A 20969-nucleotide genomic window follows, 5' to 3' on the forward strand; every position below is an offset into this window, starting at 1 on the left:
AGTTGCGTTAGTTCAAGGCCGCCACTTGGTATGTTCCTGCCGCCACTGGCTCAATTCGATCACCTCGGCACGCGGCTTGACCACGTCGACCACCGTGGCGGTGTCGTCGAATGGCACAGGATAAGGCGCCAGTTCGATCTGTGCGCTGTGTGGGCCGAATTGGGTGATGGTGCCGTTGTGGCGGGTTTCGCCGGTTACAGTGAATTCGAAGTTATACACACGGGCCAATCGTCGCCGACCATTGGCATCCTTGATGAACGCGATTTTTTTCAATGCTACGTTGCCATCCAGCAACTCGATCCCGAGCTTGGCGCAATGCTGCTTGACCCGCTCGAGTGCGTGTTCGCGCAAGCCGTGGTTGTGCCATAGCCAGGCAGCCGCGGTAGCGAAAAGCATCAGCACTAGAATATTTCCAAGGGTCAGCATCTACAGGGCGCTCCAACAAGATAGTGTCAGCTTAACTGTGTCGTTGGTCTGTCGTACAGGCTGCGTTTAGTCGCATACTGCGCGGCACGAATTTCAATCGTTTTACGGATAACTCACCGCATGAAACGTACACCCCATCTGCTTGCTATCCAGTCCCACGTGGTGTTCGGTCACGCAGGCAACAGTGCCGCGGTTTTCCCGATGCAGCGGGTCGGGGTGAATGTCTGGCCGCTTAACACCGTGCAGTTTTCCAATCACACCCAATACGGCCAGTGGGCGGGTGACGTATTGGCACCGCACCAGATTCCCGATCTGGTCGACGGTATCGCGGCCATTGGCGAGCTGGGCAACTGCGATGCGGTGCTGTCCGGTTACCTCGGCAGTGCAGCCCAGGGCAGGGCGATCCTGACGGGTGTGGCGAAGATCAAATCGATCAATCCCAAGGCGTTGTACCTGTGTGACCCGGTGATGGGCCATCCGGAGAAGGGCTGCAGCGTACCGGCGGAAGTCAGCGATTTCCTGCTGGAGGAGGCCGCCAGCGTGGCCGATTTCATGTGCCCCAATCAACTGGAGCTCGACAGCTTCTCGGGGCGCAAGCCGCAGTCGCTGTTCGATTGCCTGGCGATGGCGCGGGCGCTGCTGGCACGCGGGCCGAAGGCGGTGTTGGTCAAGCACCTGGATTATCCCGGGAAAAAAACCGATGTCTTTGAGATGTTGTTGGTGACGGCCGAAGGCAGCTGGCACCTGCAGCGTCCGCTGCTGGCGTTTCCGCGTCAGCCGGTGGGTGTTGGCGACCTGACGTCCGGGTTGTTCCTGGCCCGCGTCCTGCTGGGCGATAGCCTGGTGGCGGCTTTCGAATTCGCCGCGTCGGCGGTGCATGAAGTGTTGCTGGAGACCCAGGCCTGCGCCAGTTACGAAATGGAACTGGTTCGGGCTCAGGACCGGATCACCCATCCGCGCGTGCGGTTCGAGGCCACGCCGATCAGTTTGTAATCCGGTTACGGCGAAAAGATCGCAGCTTGCGGCAGCTTCTACAGAGGCTGCGATCTTTTGCTTCAAGCGTCGCCCTTGATTTCCTGATAACGCTTTTCCAGCTCCTGACGAATCTGACGACGTTGCTGGGCCTGGATATAACGGCGCTTGTCTTCACTGTTTTGAGGTTGCAGTGGCGGCACCGGGGCGGGCTTGCGCTGGTCATCCACGGCGACCATGGTGAAGAAGCAGCTGTTGGTATGGCGTACCGAGCGCTCACGGATATTCTCGGTCACCACCTTGATGCCCACCTCCATGGAGGTGTTGCCGGTGTAATTGACCGACGCCAGGAAGGTCACCAGTTCACCGACATGGATCGGCTCGCGGAAAATCACCTGGTCTACCGACAAGGTCACCACATAGCGGCCGGCATAGCGGCTGGCGCAGGCGTAGGCCACTTCGTCGAGGTATTTGAGCAGGGTGCCACCATGAACATTGCCAGAGAAATTGGCCATGTCGGGGGTCATCAATACTGTCATCGACAGCTGGGCGTTTCCGGGTTCCATAGCGTTCTCACGGGTCAAGGCAAGGTTTGAGGGACGCACCTCTGCGGGCGCTTCAGCGGTTTTTTCAAACCAACAGATATCGGGACGCCGCGCGGGCGGCCGCCGTCACGCCTGATCGATCTGTTTCCATATATTGCACCGCCTTTTCGCCGGAAGTCGCGGTGTTACCCTGCAAAAGCCCGGACCAAGGGAAAAGTCCTACACGCAAAGCAGAATTTTACGCTGCTCGAATCGGACGCTTAGCCGCGTCCGATGATTAAGCCAATGCACCCAAGGAGCCCACGCCATGCATGCCATCAGTTTTATTCAGGATCTGGCAGTGATCATGTTGGTTGCGGGCGTGGTGACCGTACTGTTCCATCGGTTCAAGCAACCGGTGGTGCTGGGCTACATTGTGGCCGGCTTCATTATTGGCCCGCACACTCCACCGTTCGGCCTGATCCACGATGAAGAAACCATCAAGACCCTGGCGGAGCTGGGGGTGATTTTCCTGATGTTCTGCCTGGGCCTGGAGTTCAGCCTGCGCAAGCTGTTCAAGGTCGGTGCCACGGCGTTTATCGCGGCGTTCCTGGAAATCGTTCTGATGATCTGGATCGGCTACGAAATCGGCCGCTGGTTCGATTGGAACACAATGGACTCGCTATTTCTCGGGGCGATCCTGGCCATTTCCTCGACCACCATCATCGTCAAGGCACTCAATGACCTGAAGATGAAAAATCAGCGCTTTGCGCAGTTGATTTTCGGCGTACTGATCGTCGAAGACATCCTCGGTATCGGCATCATCGCCTTGCTGTCCAGTATCGCGGTCAGCGGCACGGTCAGTTCGGGCGAAGTGTTCTCCACTGTCGGCAAGCTTTCGCTGTTCATGATCGTCGCGCTGGTCATTGGCATTTTGCTGGTGCCGCGCTTGCTGGCGTACGTGGCCAGGTTCGAGAGCAACGAAATGCTGCTGATCACCGTGCTGGGCCTGTGTTTTGGCTTCTGCCTGCTGGTGGTCAAGCTTGAGTACAGCATGGTGCTCGGTGCGTTCCTGATTGGCGCGATCATGGCTGAGTCTCGTCAGTTGCTGAAAATTGAGCGCTTGATCGAACCGGTTCGCGATTTGTTCAGCGCGATCTTCTTCGTGGCGATCGGGTTGATGCTCGACCCGATGATTTTGCTGCAATACGCCTGGCCAATTGCGGTGATCACCGTGGCGGTGGTGCTCGGCAAGATGCTGTCCTGCGGCCTTGGCGCCTTCATCGCCGGCAATGACGGACGAACTTCGCTTCGCGTCGGGATGGGGCTGTCGCAGATTGGCGAATTCTCTTTCATCATTGCATCGCTGGGCATGACCCTGCAGGTCACCAGTAACTTCCTTTACCCGGTGGCCGTGGCGGTCTCGGTGCTCACCACGCTAATGACGCCCTATCTGATCCGCGCGGCCGACCCGCTGTCGATCAAGCTGGCCGCGGTGATGCCGCAACGGCTGGCTCGGGTGTTGGGGATGTATGGCGAATGGCTGCGCAGTATTCAACCGCAGGGCGAGGGTGCGTTGCTGGCTTCGATGATTCGGCGGATTTTGCTGCAGGTGGGGGTCAATCTGGCATTGGTGATTGCGATCTTCTTCGCCGGTGCTTACTTTGCCGAAGGCATGTCTACCTATCTGCAAGACTGGATCAGCGACTCGAGCTGGCAGAAAGCGCTGATCTGGGGTGGGGCGCTGCTACTGTCGCTGCCTTTCCTGATTGCCGCGTATCGCAAGCTCAAGGCGTTGTCGATGTTGCTGGCGGAAATGGGTGTCAAACCGGAGATGGCGGGTCGTCACACGCAGCGAGTGCGCCGGGTGATCTCCGAAGTGATCCCGATCCTCTCGCTGCTGGTGATTTTCCTGCTGCTGGCAGCCTTGTCGGCCAGTATTCTGCCGACCAACAAGTTACTGGTCCTGATCGCCGTGGTCGCGGCCGCCGTAGCGGCGTTGCTCTGGCGCTGGTTCATCCGAGTGCACACACGGATGCAGGTAGCCTTGCTCGATACCCTGGAAAACCACAAGGATTCGCCGGGGCATTGATCATGTGAGGGGCGTCGAACGGCTCAGCTTTCCAGCCAGACGTCCCGCGCCCAGTGCCATACCGATTCCCAGGTTTCTTCGGCGATCAGCTCTTCTTCGGCCTGCCAAAGCACTACGGTGCCGTCTTCTTCGACGCAGTAGTAGTCGTCGCCGTCCTGGCAGATCGGGATCAGGCTGCGATCGACGCCTGCATCCCAGGCGTTGGCGGCAACGTCCGGCAGGTAAGTGTGGGATTGCGGGTCCGTGACGGTCACGGGCTCCAGGCTGCCATAGACCACGTCGCTGACGGTCAGCAGGAACTCCCTGAAGACGAACGGAATGTCGATGAACAGTTGTTCTTCGATTTCGACCAGCAGATCTTCGTCGGGCAACTCCAAGGGGACCGGTACCGGTTCGTTGGCTTCACGCAGTTGTTCGATGATTTCTTCCACGTCCGGGATCCTCTTGCTTGTATGGCGCGGTTTATATGGGGCGGTTTATACAGTAGCTCGCTATAGATGCAACCGCGAAATAGAAAACCCCAGCCGAGGCTGGGGTTTTTATTACAACAAGTGAAGCGCGGAGGGGAATCAGCCGTTCTGGCGGATACCAGCCACCAGCCAAGGCTGGTTTTCGCCCTGTGCACGTTCCATGTTCCAGCTTTCGCTGAACACTTCGCCCTGGTCGAAACGCGAGGTCTTCGACACGCCGCTGAAGGTCAGGGTGGCGATGGTCTTGTCGGCACGATCTTCTACGCCGTCCAATTGCACATTCAGGTTATCAATGTAGGTGGACTGGAAGCCGTCACCCAGGTCAGCACGTTCGCGCTTGAGGAACTCCAGCATTTGCGGGGTCACGAACTCGGCGATCTTGTCCATTTCGTTCGCGTCCCAGTGTTGCTGCAGGGACTGGAAGTGATTGCGCGCAGCTTCGATGAAGTTGTGTTCGTTGAACCAGGCCGGAGCGTTGATTACCGGACGAGCGGCAACCGGTGCTGCCGCGCCACCGAAGATCGAACCGCCAGCAGGCTTCTGTTCGAACGCCTCACGCTGCATCGGCGCGTAGCCTGCCGGAGCCATTTGCGGCTGCTGCTTGCGACGACGAGCGGCGATGAAGCGGAAGACCAGGAACGCGATGACCGCCATGATCAGGATGTCGAGGATCTGCATGCCCTGGAAACCGTCGCCCATGAACATGGATGCCAGCAGGCCACCAGCGGCGATGCCGGCCAGAGGGCCGAGCCAGCGCGAAGCGCCACCGGCCTTGGCTGCGGCGCCAGCGGCACCGGCTGCACCAGCGGTCGCTGCAGCGCCGCCCATGCCTGGAGAAGAAGGAGCCATCTGGCTGGTCTGGTGTGTCGGCGCAGCGCCTGCGCTTTTGCCACCACCAAAGCGCTTGGCGGCATTGGCGTCGAGGCTCATCGTCAAGCCGATGCACAACGCCATGGCGATGCTAAGAAAACGTTTCATAAAGGGAATTCCCATTTGTGGAAGGCACGCGCGCCATGTTGCACAGCTGAAGTGTTACTGGCTAGCGGCAGAGTGTTTCGAGCTTTTGCCTGACAGGTTGCATTCAGCTTCAGTCAGTGCAATAGGGCTTGTTAACTTTGGTCTGTAGGAAAAGTGGATAAGTTCTGTAGGAAGATGTTTATCGTCGCAGCGCGAGCATGATGACGCCCGCCGTGATCAGGCCGATCCCACTCCATTGGCGCAGATCAAGCTTCTCGCCCAGCAGGACCACACCGAGCACGGCTACCAGCACCACGCTGAGTTTGTCCACAGGGGCAACCAGTGAGGCCGGGCCGACCTTGAGTGCGCGGAAGTAGCAAATCCACGAGGCACCGGTGGCAAGGCCCGACAACAACAGGAACAGGTAGCTTCTGGAGGAGATCGATCCTAAAGACTGATATTGGCCCGTGGCGCACAAAATCAAGGCCAGGCTGACCAGCACCACCACCGTGCGTATCAGGGTGGCGAAGTCTGAATTGACGTTTTCGACACCGATCTTCGCGAAAATGGCGGTCATTGCCGCGAATGCTGCCGATAACAGGGCCCAGAATGTCCAGGAAGAAAAGAAGCCTGAGCCCATGAGTCGTTTCCTTTCAGTTCAGACGATGCATAACCCTGTGGGAGCGGCGGTCTTTAGATCGCTTCCAGCTTGGCATACCCCAGCATCAGCCACTTGCTGCCTTCGCTGAAGTTAACCTGTACCCGAGCCGCCGCTCCGGCGCCTTCGAAGTTGAGGATCACGCCGTCACCGAAGATCGAGTGGCGTACAGTCTGGCCCAGGCTGAAGCCGGTCTGCGGAATCTCGCTGCCGCTGAACAGATTGCTGCCACTCATCGACTGATTGCCGCCGTACGGCCGGCTGACGCTGTTGGAAAGCCGTACTTCCTGAATCAGGCCCTTGGGCACTTCGCGTACGAACCGCGAAACCTTGTTGTAGGTCTCGCTGCCGTAGAGGCGTCGGGTTTCGGCATAGGTCATCACCAGGTTCTGCATGGCCCGAGTGATGCCGACATAGGCCAGGCGACGTTCTTCCTCAAGACGGCCGGGTTCTTCCAGGCTCATCTTGTGCGGGAACAGGCCTTCTTCCATGCCCACCAGGAACACATAGGGAAATTCCAGGCCCTTGGCGCTGTGCAGGGTCATCAATTGAATGCTGTCTTCGTGTTCGTCGGCCTGGGTATCGCCGGCTTCCAGCGAGGCGTGACCGAGGAAGGCTGCCAGTGGCGTCAGGTCCTCGTCCTCTTCGCTGTTTTCGAAGTTGCGCGCCGCGCTGACCAGTTCCTCAAGGTTTTCTACCCTGGCCTGGCCCTTCTCGCCTTTTTCCGCTTCGTGATAGGCGATCAGCCCCGACTGTTCGATGACGGTCTGGGTCATCAGGTGCAACGGCATTTCCATGCACTTGGCGGCAAGGTTCTCGATCAACTCGACAAACGCGCCCAGCGCGCCGGCTGCGCGGCCGGTAACGCCTTTATTGGCCACCAGCTGGCGCATCGCTTCCCACATCGACACATCACTGTGGCGGGCGTGGTCGCGGATCGCTTCGACGGTTTTCTCGCCGATGCCCCGGGCTGGCACGTTGATCACCCGTTCCAGCGCGGCATCGTTGCCACGGCCTTCGAGCAATCGCAGGTAGGCCATGGCGTTCTTGATTTCAGCACGTTCGAAGAAGCGCTGGCCGCCGTAGATGCGGTAGGGAATGCGCTCGCGCAGCAAGGCTTCTTCCAACACGCGCGATTGGGCGTTGGAACGGTACAGAATCGCGATATCGCTGCGAGCCAAGCCGGTTTTCAGCGCACTTTCGATGGTTTCGACAACGTAGCGAGCTTCGTCGTGTTCGTTGAACGCGGCGTACAGGTTGATCGCTTCGCCGTCGCCGCCGTCGGTCCACAACTCTTTGCCCAAGCGCCCGGTATTGTTGGCGATCAAGGCGTTGGCGGCCTTGAGGATGCCTGCGGTGGAGCGGTAATTCTGCTCCAGGCGAATGGTTTCGGCGTCCGGGAAGTCTTCGGAGTACTGGTAGATGTTCTCGATTTTCGCGCCACGCCAGCCATAGATCGACTGGTCGTCGTCGCCGACCACCATCAGACTGTCGCCACCTTTGGCCAGCAGGCGCAACCAGGCGTACTGCACGGCGTTGGTGTCCTGGAACTCGTCCACCAGAATGTGCCGGAAGCGCTTCTGATAGTGCGCCAGCAAGCCAGGGTGATCGCGCCACAGGTCGAGGGCGCGCAGCAGCAATTCGGAGAAGTCGATGACACCGGCGCGCAGGCACGCGGCCTCGTAGGCCTCATAAATGCTGCGCATGGTCGCCAGGAACAGGTCGCCGCTGGCTTGAATGTGTTGCGGGCGCAGACCTTCGTCTTTCTGCCCGTTGATGAACCATTGGGCCTGACGGGCGGGCCAGCGCTGTTCGTCCAGGCCGAGCTCGCGGATCACCCGCTTGACCAGGCGTTGCTGGTCGTCGCTGTCGAGAATCTGGAAGGTCTGGCTCAGGCCGGCTTCCTGCCAGTGCGCCCGCAGCAAGCGGTGCGCCAGGCCGTGGAAGGTGCCGACCCACATGCCGGCCGGGTTGATACCCATCAGCTGCTCGATGCGATGGCGCATCTCGGCAGCAGCCTTGTTGGTGAAGGTCACCGACAGGATGGAGTGGGGCGAGGCGTTTTCGACCTGGATCAACCAGGCGATACGGTGCACCAGCACTCGGGTTTTACCGGAACCAGCACCGGCCAGGACCAACTGACGACCCACGGAGGCAGCTACGGCCTGGCGTTGGGCATCGTTGAGAGAGTTCAGCAGAAGGGAGAGATCATCGCGCATCGGGCCATTCTAGGGGGCCGCGTCACCCCGGGCAAACCCCGCTTCGTTTTAGCCGATGAAAGTTACGCAAGGGACGACCGGTCAGTCATCGGCTGCAATCGTTTGCCGTGCCTGTTTGGCGGCATTTTGCCACCGCTGGCGGCTGATACTTTGGTCTGTTTTTTGATCGGGAGCAGTTTGGTCCGGGCATTGGCTTGTGTATGCTCCGTCGACGTTTCGGGCACATGCTCATCATTATAAGAACAAGAACACTGCCTATGACCCTCAGCTTCGACCTGTCGGGCCCTACTGTGGAGCCCAGGGTTATTCGTAAACAATACGCCATGGAAATGGCGGTCGAACGCACGCGTCTGTTGTATCAGGGGTCCTTGCTGCCCACGCTGTTCATGTTGATCAATGGCCTGGTCTGCGCTGGATTGCTCTGGAGTCCGCAGCGCTACTTCCTGGTCAGTGTCTGGCTGGTGTGGTTGCTGTCGCTGGTGGCATTGCGGGTGATCCAGGTGGCGGCCTTCGATTCGGCGATTCCCAACCGCCAGGCTCATCCGATCTGGCGGCGCATGTTTTTACTGGGCTCGGGTCTCACGGGCCTGACCCTGGCTGGCGCCGGTATTGCTCTGGTTCCTGCCGATAACTTCATTCAACAAGCCTGGGTCTTTGGCCTGATCGGCGCCGCGGCGCTGTCGGCCAGCGTGGCCTATGCGGTGAGTTTGCCGGCGTTCCTGTCCTTCACCTTACCCTGCCTGTTGCCGGCCATTGCCTATATGTTCTGGGGTGGGGATGAGCACGGTTGGGGCTGGTTCGGCTTGATTTTGCTGGGTGCGCTGAGTGTGGTTGCCTGGCAAGTGAACCGGCTGATCGATCGGGGCCTGTTGCGACGCTTCCAGAATCAGGCGCTGATCGAGAATCTGCAGCAGGCGCAGAACTGCAGCGATCAGCTCAATCAAAAGCTGGCCAGGGAAATCGATCAGCGTCGGCGTGCCGAAGACGAATTACGCGAAATCCAGGTCGACCTGGAAAACCGTGTCGCCCAGCGCAGTCTGGAGCTGGACGCGGCCAACCAGGCGCTGAGCAAGAGTGAGGCGCGCCTGGCACTGGCACTGAAGGCCAGCGAACTGGGGTTGTGGGACTGGAACCTGCAAACCGATGAAGTCCATCACACGCAGATCCAGGAATTGTTCGGCCTGGAGCCGGACCAGGTGACGGCATTATTGCGCCACCTCAAACCGCGCTTGCATCCCGACGACCTTCCTGCACTGAAAAAAGCGTTGGTCGAGCATTTGAAGGGGCGCACCGAGGATTACCAGATCGAGTACCGCGTGCGGCATGGCGATGGCCATTGGGTGTGGATCGAGGACCGCGGACGGGCGGTGGAACGTGCCGCCAACGGCCGGGTGATTCGCATGGTGGGCACGCGGCGCGATATCAGTGTCAGCAAGGTCCAGGAAGAGCAACTGCAACTGGCGGCGACCGTGTTCGAGGCCGCCAGCGAAGGCATTGTGATTTTCGATCCGAATTATGCCGTGATCGCGGTCAACCAAGCCTTCAGCCGGGTCACTGGCTATGAAATCGAGGAGGTTCTTGGACGCAACGTGGTCGAGTTGCCCTGCAGTCGCGATGCGCGCCGGCATTACGGTGCGATCCATCTAACCCTGGAGCAGCACGGCAATTGGCAGGGTGAGCTGGTGGAAACCCGCAAGAGTGGCGAGATGTATCCGCAATGGCTGCAATTGACCGCCGTACGCGATACTCGGGGAAATGTCAGTCATATCGTGGGCTTCTTCGCGGATCTCTCGGCAAGGCGAGAATCCGAGGAGCGCATGCGCTACCTGACCCATCACGACGAACTCACGGGGCTGGCCAATCGCTCGATGTTCCGCGAACGACTCAGCGAAGCACATCAGCGGGTACGCCAGGGCGGTTATCGCAGCCTGGCTTTGTTGCACATCAATCTGGATCGCTTCAAGCAGCTCAACGACAGCCTGGGTCATGAGGTGGCCGATCAGCTATTGCAGAAAATGGCCCGGCGCCTGGTCAACGCATTGCCCGAGGCAGACACCATCGCACGCTTGTCCGGCGATGAATTCGCTGTCCTGTTCAATGCCTACGGCAACCTCTCCAGTCTGGCGCGAGTGGCGACTCGCTTGTCGGCCAAATTGCGTGTGCCGGTGACCGTCGACGGTCATGAGCTGGTGGTCAGCGCATCCATGGGTATCAGCCTGTTGCCGGACAACGCCCGGGAAATATCCGCATTGGTCAGTCAGTCGAACATGGCTATGCAGCACGCCAAGCATTTGGGGGGTAACAATTTCCAGTTCTACACCGATAGCTTGCAAGCCAGCACCCTTGAGCGCCTGCAGCTGGAAAATCATCTGCGCAAAGCGGTCGAAGAGAAGCAACTGAAGGTGTTTTACCAACCGAAGCTGTGCCTCGCCACGGGCAAGCTCAATGCTGCCGAGGCCTTGGTGCGTTGGGACCACCCGACCATGGGACGTGTGCCGCCGGGGGATTTCATTGGCTTGGCGGAGGAGACCGGTTTGATCGGCCCAATCGGCGAGTTCGTCTTGCGCCAGGCCTGCTGGCAAGCCTGCGAGTGGCAGCGCCTGGGGCTTGAGGGAATTCGGGTGTCGGTCAATCTGTCGGTGCACCAATTGCGTCAGGGCAAACTGGTAAGCCTGGTGCGTCAGGTCCTGGAAGAAACCGGGTTGGCGCCGCATTATCTGGAGCTGGAACTGACCGAGAGCCAGTTACTCGACAGCGTCGAGCACATTATCGCGACGTTCCAGCAACTGCGTGATTTGGGCGTTACGCTGGCGATCGACGATTTCGGCACCGGGTATTCGTCCCTGAGCTACCTCAAGCGCATCCCGGTGGATTACGTGAAGATCGATCAGGCGTTTATCCGGGGCCTGGGAGAGGGTACGGCAGACGCGGCGATCACTCGGGCAATCATTGCGATGGCGCACGGCTTGAAATTGAAAGTGGTGGCTGAAGGCGTGGAACGGCTGGAGCAGCTTGAATTTTTGAAAGCCGAACATTGTGATGAAGTGCAAGGCTATCTGATCAGCCGGCCGGTTGAGGCCGAGGCCCTGGCACGGTTGCTTCAAGTACAAGGTGTAAGTTGATCGACGAGGTTTTCCGCCAGACACCTGATGTGTCTGGCGGAAAGTTTTAAAGCGTGGGAAACAGGCTGATGGGTAAGCTTCGATGTATCAGGCCAGCTCCCCACACAAGTCCAGTTCAATTAGCCGCCGGACCTCCGCAGGTTCAAGTCCTGCCCCCAGCAAGCCATGCAGCTTGCCGAACGCCGCTTCACGGGTCATGCCGCCACCTGAAAGCACACCGGCCACCCGCAAACGACTGCCCGCCTCATACACGTCCAGTTCTACGCCACCTTCGTGGCACTGCGTGACTGCCACCACCACGACGCCCGCGTCCCGCGCCCGTTCCAGGCTGGCGAGGAACCCGGGATTGTCGCTCGGCCCGGTACCGCTGCCGTAGCATTCCAGCACCAGGCCCTGAATACCGCTGTCGATCAGGCCATCGAGTATTTCGGCGCCGATGCCGGGAAACAGCGGTAACACTGCAACGTTCGCCTGTTGCCGGGCTTGGTTGTAATGCAGTTGCGCCGGAATCGAAGACGCTTTCGCACCACCACCCTGACGTTCCAGTCGCTTGAACGGATGACGGCCGAAACTGCGCACTTTCGCGCAATGGGTTGGGTCCAGCAATTCACCGTGGAAGTACAAGTGCACACCCGGAGCCAGGCCCTGGCCCAATGCAACCAGGGCTCCGCCGAGGTTTTCCCAGGCATCGCTGTCGGTCACGCCGGCCGGCAACATCGAGCCGGTAAAGCAAACGCGTGCGTGCAGGCCGAGCAATTGAAAGCTCATGGCGGCGGCGCTGTAGGCGAGGGTGTCGGTGCCGTGCAGGATCAGCACGCTGTCGCAACCTTGCACGTCCACGGCATCGACCACTGCTTCACGCAATTGCTGCCAATACGCCGGGGTCATGTTGGCGCTGTCGATCAGCGGCGACATTTCGCGAAAGCGCCATTGCGGTACCACGAGATCAGGCTGGCTGTGCAGGTACTCACGCATCCGCGCTTCGAAACCGGACGCCGGCGCCAGGCCGTGGGCACTGGCTTGCATGCCGATGGTGCCGCCCGTGTAGAGCACCATGACGTGCTGGGCGGCAGGGTAGGTCGAGGAATTCATGGAGCTGCTCCGAGAACGATGATGTCCTGTGGGAGCGGGCTTGCTCGCGAAGAGGGAGTGTCAGGCGACATTAGTGTTGTCTGATACACCGCTTTCGCGAGCAAGCCCGCTCTCACAAGGGATTTCGCACTTTAACCGATCAGCGTTGCGCTGCGGGCACGCCTTGCGGCACGGCTTCGGCCTTGGTGGTGACTGTAGGCGGATTGGCTGGCCAGGCCTGGCGATCCAGATCCAGGTCCGGGAACTTGCTCGAATCGAACACCGGCGTCTTGATCCCGGCTGCACGCTGGTCATCGTAGTCGCGCAGGATGCGCATGCCGACCTTGAACAGCAGGAACAGCGCGATCAGGTTGACGAACGCGAGCATCGTCATGGTGATGTCGGCAAAGGCGAACACGGTCCCGAGGTTTTCGATGGCGCCCCAGAAGATCAGCACCAGAACCAGCGCACGGTAGCCCATCAGTGCCTTGCGGTTTTCACCGATCAAAAAGCGCAGGTTGCTCTCACCCAGATAGTAGTTGTAGAGGATCGAGGTGAACACGAACAACGCCAGCGCCACGGAAATGAACATCCGGCCCCAGTCACCGACCACGGCAGCCAGGGAGTTCTGGGTCAGGGCAATACCGTCGCCTTCGAAGCCCGGGGTGTAGAAACCCGAGAGCAGGATCAGCAGGGCCGTGCAGGTGCAGATCACGAAGGTGTCGAGGAACACACTGAACGCTTGAACCACGCCTTGGGCGACGGGGTGCTCGACCGAGGCCACCGCGGCCACGTTCGGCGCGCTGCCCAGGCCCGCTTCGTTGGCGAATACGCCACGTTTAACGCCCATGATAATCGCGCTGCCGATCAGGCCGCCAAATGCCTGGTCAAGGCCGAAGGCGCTTTTAACGATGGTCATCAGCATGCCCGGTACCTGATCGAACTGCAGCACGATCACGTAGATGGTCACGCCGATGTACACCAGGGTTTTCACTGGCACCAGCAGGTCGGCGACCTTGGCGATGCGCTTGATCCCACCGATGAACACCAGGCCCAGCAGTACGGCAAGGCCAAGGCCGGTCCAGGTGGTGTCGAGGCCGAAAGCGTTGTTCAGCGAGTGGGTCACGGCATGGGATTGCAGGCCGTTGAAGGCGAAGCCGAAGGTGATCAGCAGCAGGAACGCCATGATCATCCCCAACCAGCGCTTCTGCAGGCCGTGCTGAATGTAATAGGACGGACCGCCACGGAAGGTGCCGTCGGCATCGGTGCGTTTGTAGAGTTGGCCGAGGGAGCATTCAAAGAAGCTGCTGGACATGCCGACCAGTGCGGTCACCCACATCCAGAACACGGCACCGGGGCCGCCCAGTGTCACGGCAATACCGACACCGGCGATGTTGCCTGCGCCGACACGACCGGCAAGGCTGAGCATCAGGGCCTGGAACGAGCTGAGTTGCCCAGCGCTGCTTTTGAGGCTGTCCCGGAACACCGCGAACATGTGGAAGAAGTGACGCAATTGAACGAAACGCGAGCGGATCGTGAAGTAGCTACCGAGCCCGACAATGAGCACGATCAGTACTTTCCCTGAGAGGAAGTCGTTAATGACTTCGAGCATGGTTATTCCTCGCTGTTTTTTGTGTAGGCAGATGCTGGCCAGGAAGAAACATCGTGTTACATCCGTTCGCGCACGGCATAACGGATCAGGCGAAGTTCGTCCCGGATTCATATCGCGGGTTTGTTGTTAGTTCGGGTTTCGCATGGGTTGTGGCCTCGCTACCGACGACCGCTCACGCGAAGAGGGGCGGCACTATACCGATGACAGTGCCGTCCGTCTGCACGGTTGTGGTGCAAGATCAAAAGATCGCAGCCTGCGGCAGCTCCTACAGGGACCGCATTCCCCCGTAGGAGCTGCCGAAGGCTGCGATCTTTTCGCTTGTAAAAAAAAGGGCTTGGAGAGAAATCTCCAAGCCCTCAAAAGGTGAGAGGTGTCTAGTCCCTCGACCTGGTGAGCGGTGCTACAGCGTTGGTTAAGCCTTCAGAGGCACCAGACGCGGGGCAATCATGTTTTCCGGGCGCAGGATGTCGGCGAGCATGGCGTCGTCGAGCAGACCTTCTTCGCGCACCAGTTCCAATACGCCGCGGCCGCTTTCGAGGGCGATGCGGGCGATACGGGTGGCGTTTTCATAGCCGATGTACGGGTTCAGCGCGGTCACCAGGCCGATCGAGTGCTCGACCAGTTCACGGCAACGTTCTTCGTTGGCGGTGATGCCGGTGATGCAGTGCTCGCGCAGCATGTCCATGGCGCGTTGCAACAGGCGGATCGAGTCGAAGATCTTGAAGGCGATCAGCGGCTCCATCACGTTCAGTTGCAGCTGGCCGCCTTCGGCCGCGATGGTCAGGGCCAAGTCGTTGCCGATGATCTGGAACGCTACCTGATTCACGGCTTCCGGGATTACCGGGTTGACCTTGCCTGGCATGATCGAGCTGCCTGGCTGACGCGCCGGCAGGTTGATTTCGTTGATGCCGGTTCGTGGGCCGCTGGACAGCAGGCGCAGGTCGTTGCAGATCTTCGACAGCTTGACCGCGGTGCGCTTGAGCATGCCGGAGAACAGCACGAAGGCGCCCATGTCAGAGGTGGCTTCGATCAGGTCGGCTGCCGGTACAAGCGGGTGACCGCTGATGGTGGCCAGGCGCTGAACGGCCAGGTGCTGGTAACGCGGGTCGGCGTTGATGCCGGTGCCGATTGCGGTACCGCCCAGGTTCACTTCGGTCAGCAACTCGGGTGCCAAGGTCTTCAGGCGTGCCAGGTCTTCGCCCAAGGTCGTGGCGAACGCACGGAATTCCTGGCCAAGGGTCATCGGCACAGCGTCTTGCAGCTGGGTACGGCCCATCTTCAGGACGTGGCTGAATTCTTCACCTTTGGCGGCGAACGACTGGATCAGGCTGTCGAGGCTGGCCAGCAGCGCGTCATGACCCAGCAGCAGACCCAGGCGGATCGCGGTCGGGTAGGCGTCGTTGGTCGACTGCGCCATGTTCACGTCGTTGTTCGGGTGCAGGTACTGGTATTCGCCCTTCTGGTGACCCATGGCCTCCAGCGCGATGTTGGCGATGACTTCGTTGGCATTCATGTTGGTAGAAGTGCCAGCGCCGCCTTGAATCATGTCCACCACGAATTCTTCGTGGAAATCGCCGCGGATCAGTCGTGCACAGGCTTCGCTGATGGCCGCGTGCTTGGCTTCACTCAAGTGACCCAGCTCGCGGTTGGCGTCAGCGGCGGCTTGCTTGACCATGGCCAGGCCGACTACCAGCTTCGGGTAATGCGAGATCGGAACGCCGGAGAGGCGGAAGTTGTTCACCGCTCGCAGGGTCTGGATGCCGTAATACGCTTGAGCCGGTACTTCGAGTACGCCAAGCAGGTCTTTTTCTGTGCGGAATGATGCAGCGGAGGACATGATAGAAATCATCTCAATATGGACCCGGGCTGTGCCGGAACACTGCAAATGCTAGGCTTGTGGAGAATTTTGGGCCAATGCTGTTAAACACTGGCCTATGCACATTCGGCATAATGCCCATGTGACGCCATGTTGACGGCGAGCGTGTGACCTAATTTGGTGCGTGTCCGGGAGGATGTGATGAATCTGGAAAGTAAATGGCTGGAGGACTTCAGTGCCCTGGCCGCCACCCGCAGCTTCTCCCAGGCAGCGGAACGCCGCTTTGTGACTCAACCGGCCTTTAGCCGCCGAATCCGCAGCCTCGAAGCCGCGCTGGGATTGACCCTGGTCAACCGCTCCCGCACGCCGGTCGAGCTGACGGCGGCAGGCCAGTTGTTCCTGGTTACCGCGCGTACCGTGGTCGAGCAGCTCGGTGAGGTGCTGCGCCACCTGCATCATCTGGAAGGCGGGCAGGGCGAAGTGATGCAAGTCGCGGCGGCACACTCACTGGCTCTTGGGTTTTTCCCTCGCTGGATCGCGCAACTGCGCAATGAAGGCTTGAACATCGCCACACGGTTGGTCGCCACCAACGTTGGCGACGCCGTGCATGCGTTGCGCGAGGGCGGTTGTGACTTGATGCTGGCGTTCTATGACCCGGACGCGGCCATGCAGATGGACCCTGAGATTTTTCCTTCCTTGCACCTTGGGCACACCGAAATGCTCCCGGTGTGCGCGGCAGACGAGCAGGGCAAGCCCCTGTTCGACCTGGAGGGCGAGGCAAGCGTGCCATTGCTGGCCTACAGCGCCGGAGCGTTTCTTGGGCGTTCGGTCAATGGGCTGTTGCGCCAGCGCGCGCTGCGCTTTACTACTGTTTATGAAACCGCCATGGCCGATAGCCTGAAAAGCATGGCCCTGGAAGGGCTGGGGATTGCCTGGGTGCCGCAACTGAGTGTGCGCGCCGAACTGGCACGCGGTGAGTTGGTGGTCTGTGGCGGTCCGCAATGGCATGTGCCGCTTGAGATCCGCCTGTATCGCTGTGCGCTGGTGCGCAAGGCGAATGTGCGGTTGTTGTGGCGCAAGCTGGAGGGCGGGGCAGCGCAGGGCACCGCCGGTTAACGATGCCTTTGTAGGAGCACAGCTTGCTGGCGATGGCGTCTTCGAAATCGCCATCGCCAGCAAGCTGTGCTCCTACAGGGGGCGGGGCGATGGCGAGTATTTCTACTGACCTTAGAGTCAATAAATCCGGTGCTTTGCGGTGGGTGACAGATGGTCGCAATGGGGGCTGTTTATCTGCTTCATTGAGGTATACTGCGCGGCCTTCGGCCGGTTCGCCTGGCCATAATTCGTACAATCAAGCCACGCATTCTGCGTGGCTTGTTGTTTTTTGATGCGCCTGCGGGCGCCCAGAGAGAAGAGGCAGGACGATGAGTGCATTGGTTGGCGTGATCATGGGCTCCAAGTCCGATTGGTCCACCCTTAGCCACACCGCCGATATGCTGGAAAAGCTCGGCATCCCTTACGAGGTGAAAGTGGTCTCTGCCCACCGCACCCCGGACCTGCTGTTCCAGTACGCTGAAGAAGCCGAGGCGCGTGGCATCGAGGTGATCATCGCCGGTGCCGGTGGCGCAGCCCACTTGCCTGGCATGTGTGCAGCCAAGACCCATCTGCCGGTGCTGGGCGTGCCGGTGCAGTCGGCGATGCTCTCGGGCGTCGATTCGCTGCTCTCCATCGTGCAGATGCCAGCAGGCATTCCGGTCGCCACCCTGGCCATCGGCAAGGCCGGTGCGATCAACGCCGCCCTGCTTTCGGCGAGTATCCTGGGCGCCAAGCACCCGCAGTTCCACGCGGTGCTGAAAACCTTCCGTGCTGAACAGACAGACAGCGTCCTGGAAAATCCAGACCCACGCATCGCCTGAGGTTGTTGACGATGAAGATCGGTGTAATCGGTGGCGGCCAATTGGGTCGCATGTTGGCGCTGGCGGGAACTCCGCTGGGTATGAACTTCGCTTTCCTCGACCCGGCGCCGGACGCGTGTGCTGCCGCGTTGGGCGAGCACCTGCGCGCCGATTATGGCGATCAGGATCACCTGCGTCAGCTGGCCGATGAAGTCGATCTGGTGACTTTTGAGTTCGAGAGCGTCCCGGCGGAAACCGTGGCGTTCCTGTCGCAGTTCGTGCCGGTTTACCCGAGTGCCGAAGCCCTGCGCATCGCTCGTGATCGCTGGTTCGAAAAGAGCATGTTCAAGGACCTGGGCATTCCAACCCCGGCGTTCGCCGACATTCAGTCGCAAGCCGATCTGGACGCCGCCGTGGCTTCCATCGGTCTGCCAGCCGTGCTGAAAACCCGCACCCTGGGTTACGACGGCAAGGGCCAGAAAGTCCTGCGTACAGCTGAAGATGTGGTTGGCACTTTCGCCGAGCTGGGCAGCGTGGCTTGCCTGCTGGAAGGTTTCGTACCCTTCACCGGCGAAGTCTCGCTGATCGCCGTGCGCGCCCGCGATGGCGAAACCAGGTTCTATCCGCTGGTACATAACACCCACGACAGTGGCATCCTCAAGCTGTCCGTGGCCAGCACCGATCACCCGTTGCAAGCCTTGGCCGAAGATTATTCCAGCCGTGTGCTCAAGCAGCTGAATTATGTTGGCGTGATGGCGTTCGAGTTCTTTGAAGTCGACGGGGGCCTGAAGGCCAACGAAATTGCCCCGCGCGTACACAATTCCGGGCACTGGACCACCGAAGGTGCCGAGTGCAGCCAGTTCGAAAACCACCTGCGGGCGGTCGCCGGCCTGCCGCTGGGTTCGACCGCCAAGGTCGGCGAAAGCGCAATGCTGAACTTCATCGGTAAAGTGCCGGAGACCGACAAAGTCCTGGCCATCGCCGATTGCCACCTGCATCACTACGGCAAGGCATTCAAGGTCGGCCGCAAGGTGGGTCACGCCAATCTGCGCTGTGCAGACCGCGAAACGCTGGCCGCACAGATCCTCAAGGTCGAAGCGCTCATCGCCGAGTAAAACAGTTTCATGTGGCAGCGGCGGAACCATTCAGGGACCGCCGTTCTCTCATGGCAGGATGCCAAAGTCTGACTAGGCTTTGGACACTGCCATTTAATCAGAGGGAAATGCCATGGGAATCATCGGAACCATCTTTATCGGCTTGATCGTCGGCCTGCTGGCACGCTTCCTTAAACCGGGCGATGACAGCATGGGCTGGATCATGACCATCCTGCTTGGTATCGGCGGTTCGCTGGCAGCCACCTACGGCGGCCAGGCTCTGGGTCTCTATCAAGCGGGTGAAGGCGCAGGCTTCATCGGCGCACTGGTGGGCGCCGTCATCTTGCTGGTGATCTACGGCTTGATCAAAAAGAACTGACTCAAGCGACAAAGTCCTCTCGGCTGCGCAGCCCGGGAGGACTAGAATGCCCGGCGATCTCCTTAACCCTACCGGGCATTTTCATGCGACGTCTTCTGCTGACTCTTGTTTTACTGAGTACGGGCCTTGCCCATGCCGGCGAGCTGCCGGAAACCGACTGGCTCGAACTGATGCCCAAGTCGGACCAGAAAGCCCTCGAGGCCATGCCTGAAATCGACCACGACTCTCCGGAAGCCAATGGCACCTTCACTGAAAAAGGTGGCATGAAGCAGAGCAAGGGCTTGCCCGCGGTGATGTATTCGACCAAGACCGTAGCGTCCATGAACGACAAGGACATCCGTATCGGTGGCTATCCGGTACCGCTGGAGTCCGACGCCAAGGGCCGCAGCACCTTGTTTTTCCTTGTGCCATACCCGGGGGCCTGCATCCACGTACCGCCGCCGCCACCCAATCAATTGGTGCTGGTGCGTTATCCCAAGGGTTTGAAGCTGGAGGATATCTACACGCCGCTGTGGGTGACCGGCACGCTGAAGATCGAGAAGGTCAGCAATGACCTGGCGGATGCGGCGTATGCGCTGGACGCGGCGAAGGTGAGGGTGGTGCAGGAATCGGACCTGTGATCGAGTGAAGCAAAAAGATCGCAGCCTGCGGCAGCTCCTACAGGGATCTGTGTAGGAGCTGCCGCAGGCTGCGATCTTTTGATCTTAAAGCACTTTGCTGCCAATACTCACGCCGAGTGTATGACTGGCCCCCGGAGCCAAAGCCACCACATCACCCATCACATTTGCCGTTTCAATGCACAGCATGCGTTGCCAGCCATCGTCGGCCATGTCGCTGAAAGCCGCGGCGCGTTCGGTCCATGGGTTCCAGATTACAGCCGAACGTGAACCGGAACTGGTGAGCTCGATACGCCGCTCCCAGGACGGGTCGACAATGCTGAGCTGGGTCGGCGTATCGAGGTAAATGCGATCGGTTTCGCCGGTAAAGTGCAAGTCACCGGACTGGGTCACGGTTTTCCAGTCGTCCAGCGTCTCGATATAGCTCAGCCCGTCCAGCCCTTCGACATGCACATTTCGCACATCACTGACGGCGAAATAGCTGTGCAGCGCCTGGCTGATCGTGACGGTGTCGGTGCCCTGGTTGTGACTGGTCAGGCTGATATGCAGTTGCTCATCCAGACGAATGCTCAACTTCAGGTCGACCTTGTGCGGCCAGCCAGGCAAGCCGCCTTCGGGGCAAGGCAAGAGGAACTCGATCTTCAGGCTTTCGCCCTCGGCCTCGATGCCGCCCAATTCCCAGTCGATCGCCCGTACCAGCCCGTGAGGGGCGGCGGGTTCGCTGCTGATGCGCATTGCCTGGACACTCTGCGGGTTGCGCGCCAGGTTGCCGAACCACGGCCAGCACACTGGCACACCGGCGCGGATGCTTTTGCCCGCCTTGAACACGGCCTCGTCGTTGAGCCAGATCAGCGGTGGCTGGCCGGCCACTTGATAGCTGAGGATGTGCGCGCCTTGCTGGGCCACCAGCAATTCGGCCTGGCCGTGGCGGATGCGCCAGCAGTTCAGTTCATCCAGTTTGACGGCTTCAACGTTGGGCGTGCTCATGGGACAGCTCTCGATCAGTAACAATGACTGCAATGGACCGCAAAACGCTTATCGGGTT

18 protein-coding genes are annotated in these 20969 nt (G+C 59.9%); 8 read left to right on the forward strand and 10 right to left on the reverse strand.

Going from position 1 to position 20969, the window contains the following annotated elements:
• Nucleotides 1-12 precede the first annotated feature (12 nt).
• On the reverse strand, nt 13-426 hold the full coding sequence (locus PSUM_RS17335; RefSeq protein WP_020797952.1) for a DUF3301 domain-containing protein: 414 nt from the start codon (nt 424-426) through the stop codon (nt 13-15).
• Between the two features lie 120 nt (nt 427-546).
• Here PSUM_RS17335 and pdxY point away from each other — a divergent pair, with 120 nt between their 5' ends.
• Nucleotides 547-1419 carry a pyridoxal kinase PdxY gene (gene pdxY / locus PSUM_RS17340; RefSeq protein ID WP_083349924.1) on the forward strand — a complete coding sequence of 291 codons (873 nt, stop codon included), beginning with the start codon at nt 547-549 and terminating at the stop codon, nt 1417-1419.
• A 62-nt stretch (nt 1420-1481) separates the two neighbouring features.
• Here pdxY and PSUM_RS17345 read toward each other — a convergent pair whose 3' ends face one another.
• Nucleotides 1482-1964 (reverse strand): acyl-CoA thioesterase, encoded by a 483-nt coding sequence (locus tag PSUM_RS17345; protein WP_083349923.1) that lies wholly within the window; start codon nt 1962-1964, stop codon nt 1482-1484.
• 286 nt (nt 1965-2250) lie between these two features.
• On the opposite strand from PSUM_RS17345, the gene PSUM_RS17350 reads away from it, so the two are divergent.
• Nucleotides 2251-4014, forward strand: a complete 1764-nt coding sequence (locus tag PSUM_RS17350; protein ID WP_083349922.1) for a cation:proton antiporter — start codon at nt 2251-2253, stop codon at nt 4012-4014.
• A 23-nt stretch (nt 4015-4037) separates the two neighbouring features.
• Here PSUM_RS17350 and PSUM_RS17355 read toward each other — a convergent pair whose 3' ends face one another.
• The 4 genes from PSUM_RS17355 to uvrD form a co-directional block, all read right to left on the reverse strand.
• Entirely contained in the window at nt 4038-4445 is a 408-nt protein-coding gene (locus PSUM_RS17355) for an SMI1/KNR4 family protein (RefSeq protein WP_003187120.1), read from the reverse strand.
• Between the two features lie 138 nt (nt 4446-4583).
• Entirely contained in the window at nt 4584-5462 is an 879-nt protein-coding gene (locus tag PSUM_RS17360) for a Tim44 domain-containing protein (protein WP_033038818.1), read from the reverse strand.
• 178 nt (nt 5463-5640) lie between these two features.
• Nucleotides 5641-6081 carry an EamA family transporter gene (locus PSUM_RS17365; RefSeq protein WP_033038816.1) on the reverse strand — a complete coding sequence of 147 codons (441 nt, stop codon included), beginning with the start codon at nt 6079-6081 and terminating at the stop codon, nt 5641-5643.
• 53 nt (nt 6082-6134) lie between these two features.
• Nucleotides 6135-8318, reverse strand: a complete 2184-nt coding sequence (uvrD, locus tag PSUM_RS17370; protein ID WP_020797945.1) for a DNA helicase II — start codon at nt 8316-8318, stop codon at nt 6135-6137.
• A gap of 257 nt (nt 8319-8575) precedes the next feature.
• On the opposite strand from uvrD, the gene PSUM_RS17375 reads away from it, so the two are divergent.
• Nucleotides 8576-11440: an EAL domain-containing protein gene (locus PSUM_RS17375; protein WP_083349921.1), complete on the forward strand. Its 2865-nt coding sequence runs from the start codon at nt 8576-8578 to the stop codon at nt 11438-11440.
• A gap of 87 nt (nt 11441-11527) precedes the next feature.
• Here PSUM_RS17375 and PSUM_RS17380 read toward each other — a convergent pair whose 3' ends face one another.
• The 3 genes from PSUM_RS17380 to aspA form a co-directional block, all read right to left on the reverse strand.
• Complete coding sequence (locus tag PSUM_RS17380; protein WP_020797943.1) at nt 11528-12532, reverse strand: asparaginase; 1005 nt, start codon at nt 12530-12532, stop codon at nt 11528-11530.
• A 139-nt stretch (nt 12533-12671) separates the two neighbouring features.
• Nucleotides 12672-14123 (reverse strand): alanine/glycine:cation symporter family protein, encoded by a 1452-nt coding sequence (locus PSUM_RS17385; protein ID WP_020797942.1) that lies wholly within the window; start codon nt 14121-14123, stop codon nt 12672-12674.
• Nucleotides 14124-14535: 412 nt separating this feature from the next.
• A complete protein-coding gene (gene aspA, locus PSUM_RS17390) occupies nt 14536-15960 on the reverse strand; it encodes an aspartate ammonia-lyase (protein ID WP_020797941.1) in 1425 nt (474 codons plus the stop codon).
• A 180-nt stretch (nt 15961-16140) separates the two neighbouring features.
• On the opposite strand from aspA, the gene PSUM_RS17395 reads away from it, so the two are divergent.
• From PSUM_RS17395 to PSUM_RS17415, 5 genes are all read left to right on the forward strand, one after another.
• Nucleotides 16141-17055, forward strand: coding sequence for a LysR substrate-binding domain-containing protein (locus PSUM_RS17395; protein ID WP_020797940.1), 915 nt, complete (start codon nt 16141-16143; stop codon nt 17053-17055).
• Nucleotides 17056-17363: 308 nt separating this feature from the next.
• Nucleotides 17364-17855: a 5-(carboxyamino)imidazole ribonucleotide mutase gene (gene purE / locus PSUM_RS17400; RefSeq protein ID WP_007971731.1), complete on the forward strand. Its 492-nt coding sequence runs from the start codon at nt 17364-17366 to the stop codon at nt 17853-17855.
• An 11-nt stretch (nt 17856-17866) separates the two neighbouring features.
• A complete protein-coding gene (locus tag PSUM_RS17405) occupies nt 17867-18949 on the forward strand; it encodes a 5-(carboxyamino)imidazole ribonucleotide synthase (protein ID WP_020797939.1) in 1083 nt (360 codons plus the stop codon).
• Between the two features lie 112 nt (nt 18950-19061).
• Nucleotides 19062-19307 (forward strand): GlsB/YeaQ/YmgE family stress response membrane protein, encoded by a 246-nt coding sequence (locus tag PSUM_RS17410; RefSeq protein WP_020797938.1) that lies wholly within the window; start codon nt 19062-19064, stop codon nt 19305-19307.
• A gap of 83 nt (nt 19308-19390) precedes the next feature.
• Nucleotides 19391-19927, forward strand: a complete 537-nt coding sequence (locus tag PSUM_RS17415; RefSeq protein ID WP_083349920.1) for a DUF3299 domain-containing protein — start codon at nt 19391-19393, stop codon at nt 19925-19927.
• An 84-nt stretch (nt 19928-20011) separates the two neighbouring features.
• On the opposite strand, the gene PSUM_RS17420 is transcribed toward PSUM_RS17415, so the two are convergent.
• Nucleotides 20012-20911: a D-hexose-6-phosphate mutarotase gene (locus PSUM_RS17420; RefSeq protein ID WP_083349919.1), complete on the reverse strand. Its 900-nt coding sequence runs from the start codon at nt 20909-20911 to the stop codon at nt 20012-20014.
• Nucleotides 20912-20969 lie beyond the last annotated feature (58 nt).

It is taken from the genome of Pseudomonas umsongensis (assembly GCF_002236105.1).
GTDB lineage: Bacteria > Pseudomonadota > Gammaproteobacteria > Pseudomonadales > Pseudomonadaceae > Aquipseudomonas > Aquipseudomonas umsongensis.

Bases quoted from the DNA above. Each gene is read 5' to 3' on its own strand.
- PSUM_RS17335 (WP_020797952.1), bottom strand. From the start codon at position 426: ATGCTGACCCTTGGAAATATTCTAGTGCTGATGCTTTTCGCTACCGCG.
- pdxY (WP_083349924.1), top strand. From the start codon at position 547: ATGAAACGTACACCCCATCTGCTTGCTATCCAGTCCCACGTGGTGTTC.
- PSUM_RS17345 (WP_083349923.1), bottom strand. From the start codon at position 1,964: ATGGAACCCGGAAACGCCCAGCTGTCGATGACAGTATTGATGACCCCC.
- PSUM_RS17350 (WP_083349922.1), top strand. From the start codon at position 2,251: ATGCATGCCATCAGTTTTATTCAGGATCTGGCAGTGATCATGTTGGTT.
- PSUM_RS17360 (WP_033038818.1), bottom strand. From the start codon at position 5,462: ATGAAACGTTTTCTTAGCATCGCCATGGCGTTGTGCATCGGCTTGACG.
- PSUM_RS17365 (WP_033038816.1), bottom strand. From the start codon at position 6,081: ATGGGCTCAGGCTTCTTTTCTTCCTGGACATTCTGGGCCCTGTTATCG.
- uvrD (WP_020797945.1), bottom strand. From the start codon at position 8,318: ATGCGCGATGATCTCTCCCTTCTGCTGAACTCTCTCAACGATGCCCAA.
- PSUM_RS17375 (WP_083349921.1), top strand. From the start codon at position 8,576: ATGACCCTCAGCTTCGACCTGTCGGGCCCTACTGTGGAGCCCAGGGTT.
- PSUM_RS17380 (WP_020797943.1), bottom strand. From the start codon at position 12,532: ATGAATTCCTCGACCTACCCTGCCGCCCAGCACGTCATGGTGCTCTAC.
- PSUM_RS17385 (WP_020797942.1), bottom strand. From the start codon at position 14,123: ATGCTCGAAGTCATTAACGACTTCCTCTCAGGGAAAGTACTGATCGTG.
- aspA (WP_020797941.1), bottom strand. From the start codon at position 15,960: ATGTCCTCCGCTGCATCATTCCGCACAGAAAAAGACCTGCTTGGCGTA.
- PSUM_RS17395 (WP_020797940.1), top strand. From the start codon at position 16,141: ATGAATCTGGAAAGTAAATGGCTGGAGGACTTCAGTGCCCTGGCCGCC.
- purE (WP_007971731.1), top strand. From the start codon at position 17,364: ATGAGTGCATTGGTTGGCGTGATCATGGGCTCCAAGTCCGATTGGTCC.
- PSUM_RS17405 (WP_020797939.1), top strand. From the start codon at position 17,867: ATGAAGATCGGTGTAATCGGTGGCGGCCAATTGGGTCGCATGTTGGCG.
- PSUM_RS17410 (WP_020797938.1), top strand. From the start codon at position 19,062: ATGGGAATCATCGGAACCATCTTTATCGGCTTGATCGTCGGCCTGCTG.
- PSUM_RS17415 (WP_083349920.1), top strand. From the start codon at position 19,391: ATGCGACGTCTTCTGCTGACTCTTGTTTTACTGAGTACGGGCCTTGCC.
- PSUM_RS17420 (WP_083349919.1), bottom strand. From the start codon at position 20,911: ATGAGCACGCCCAACGTTGAAGCCGTCAAACTGGATGAACTGAACTGC.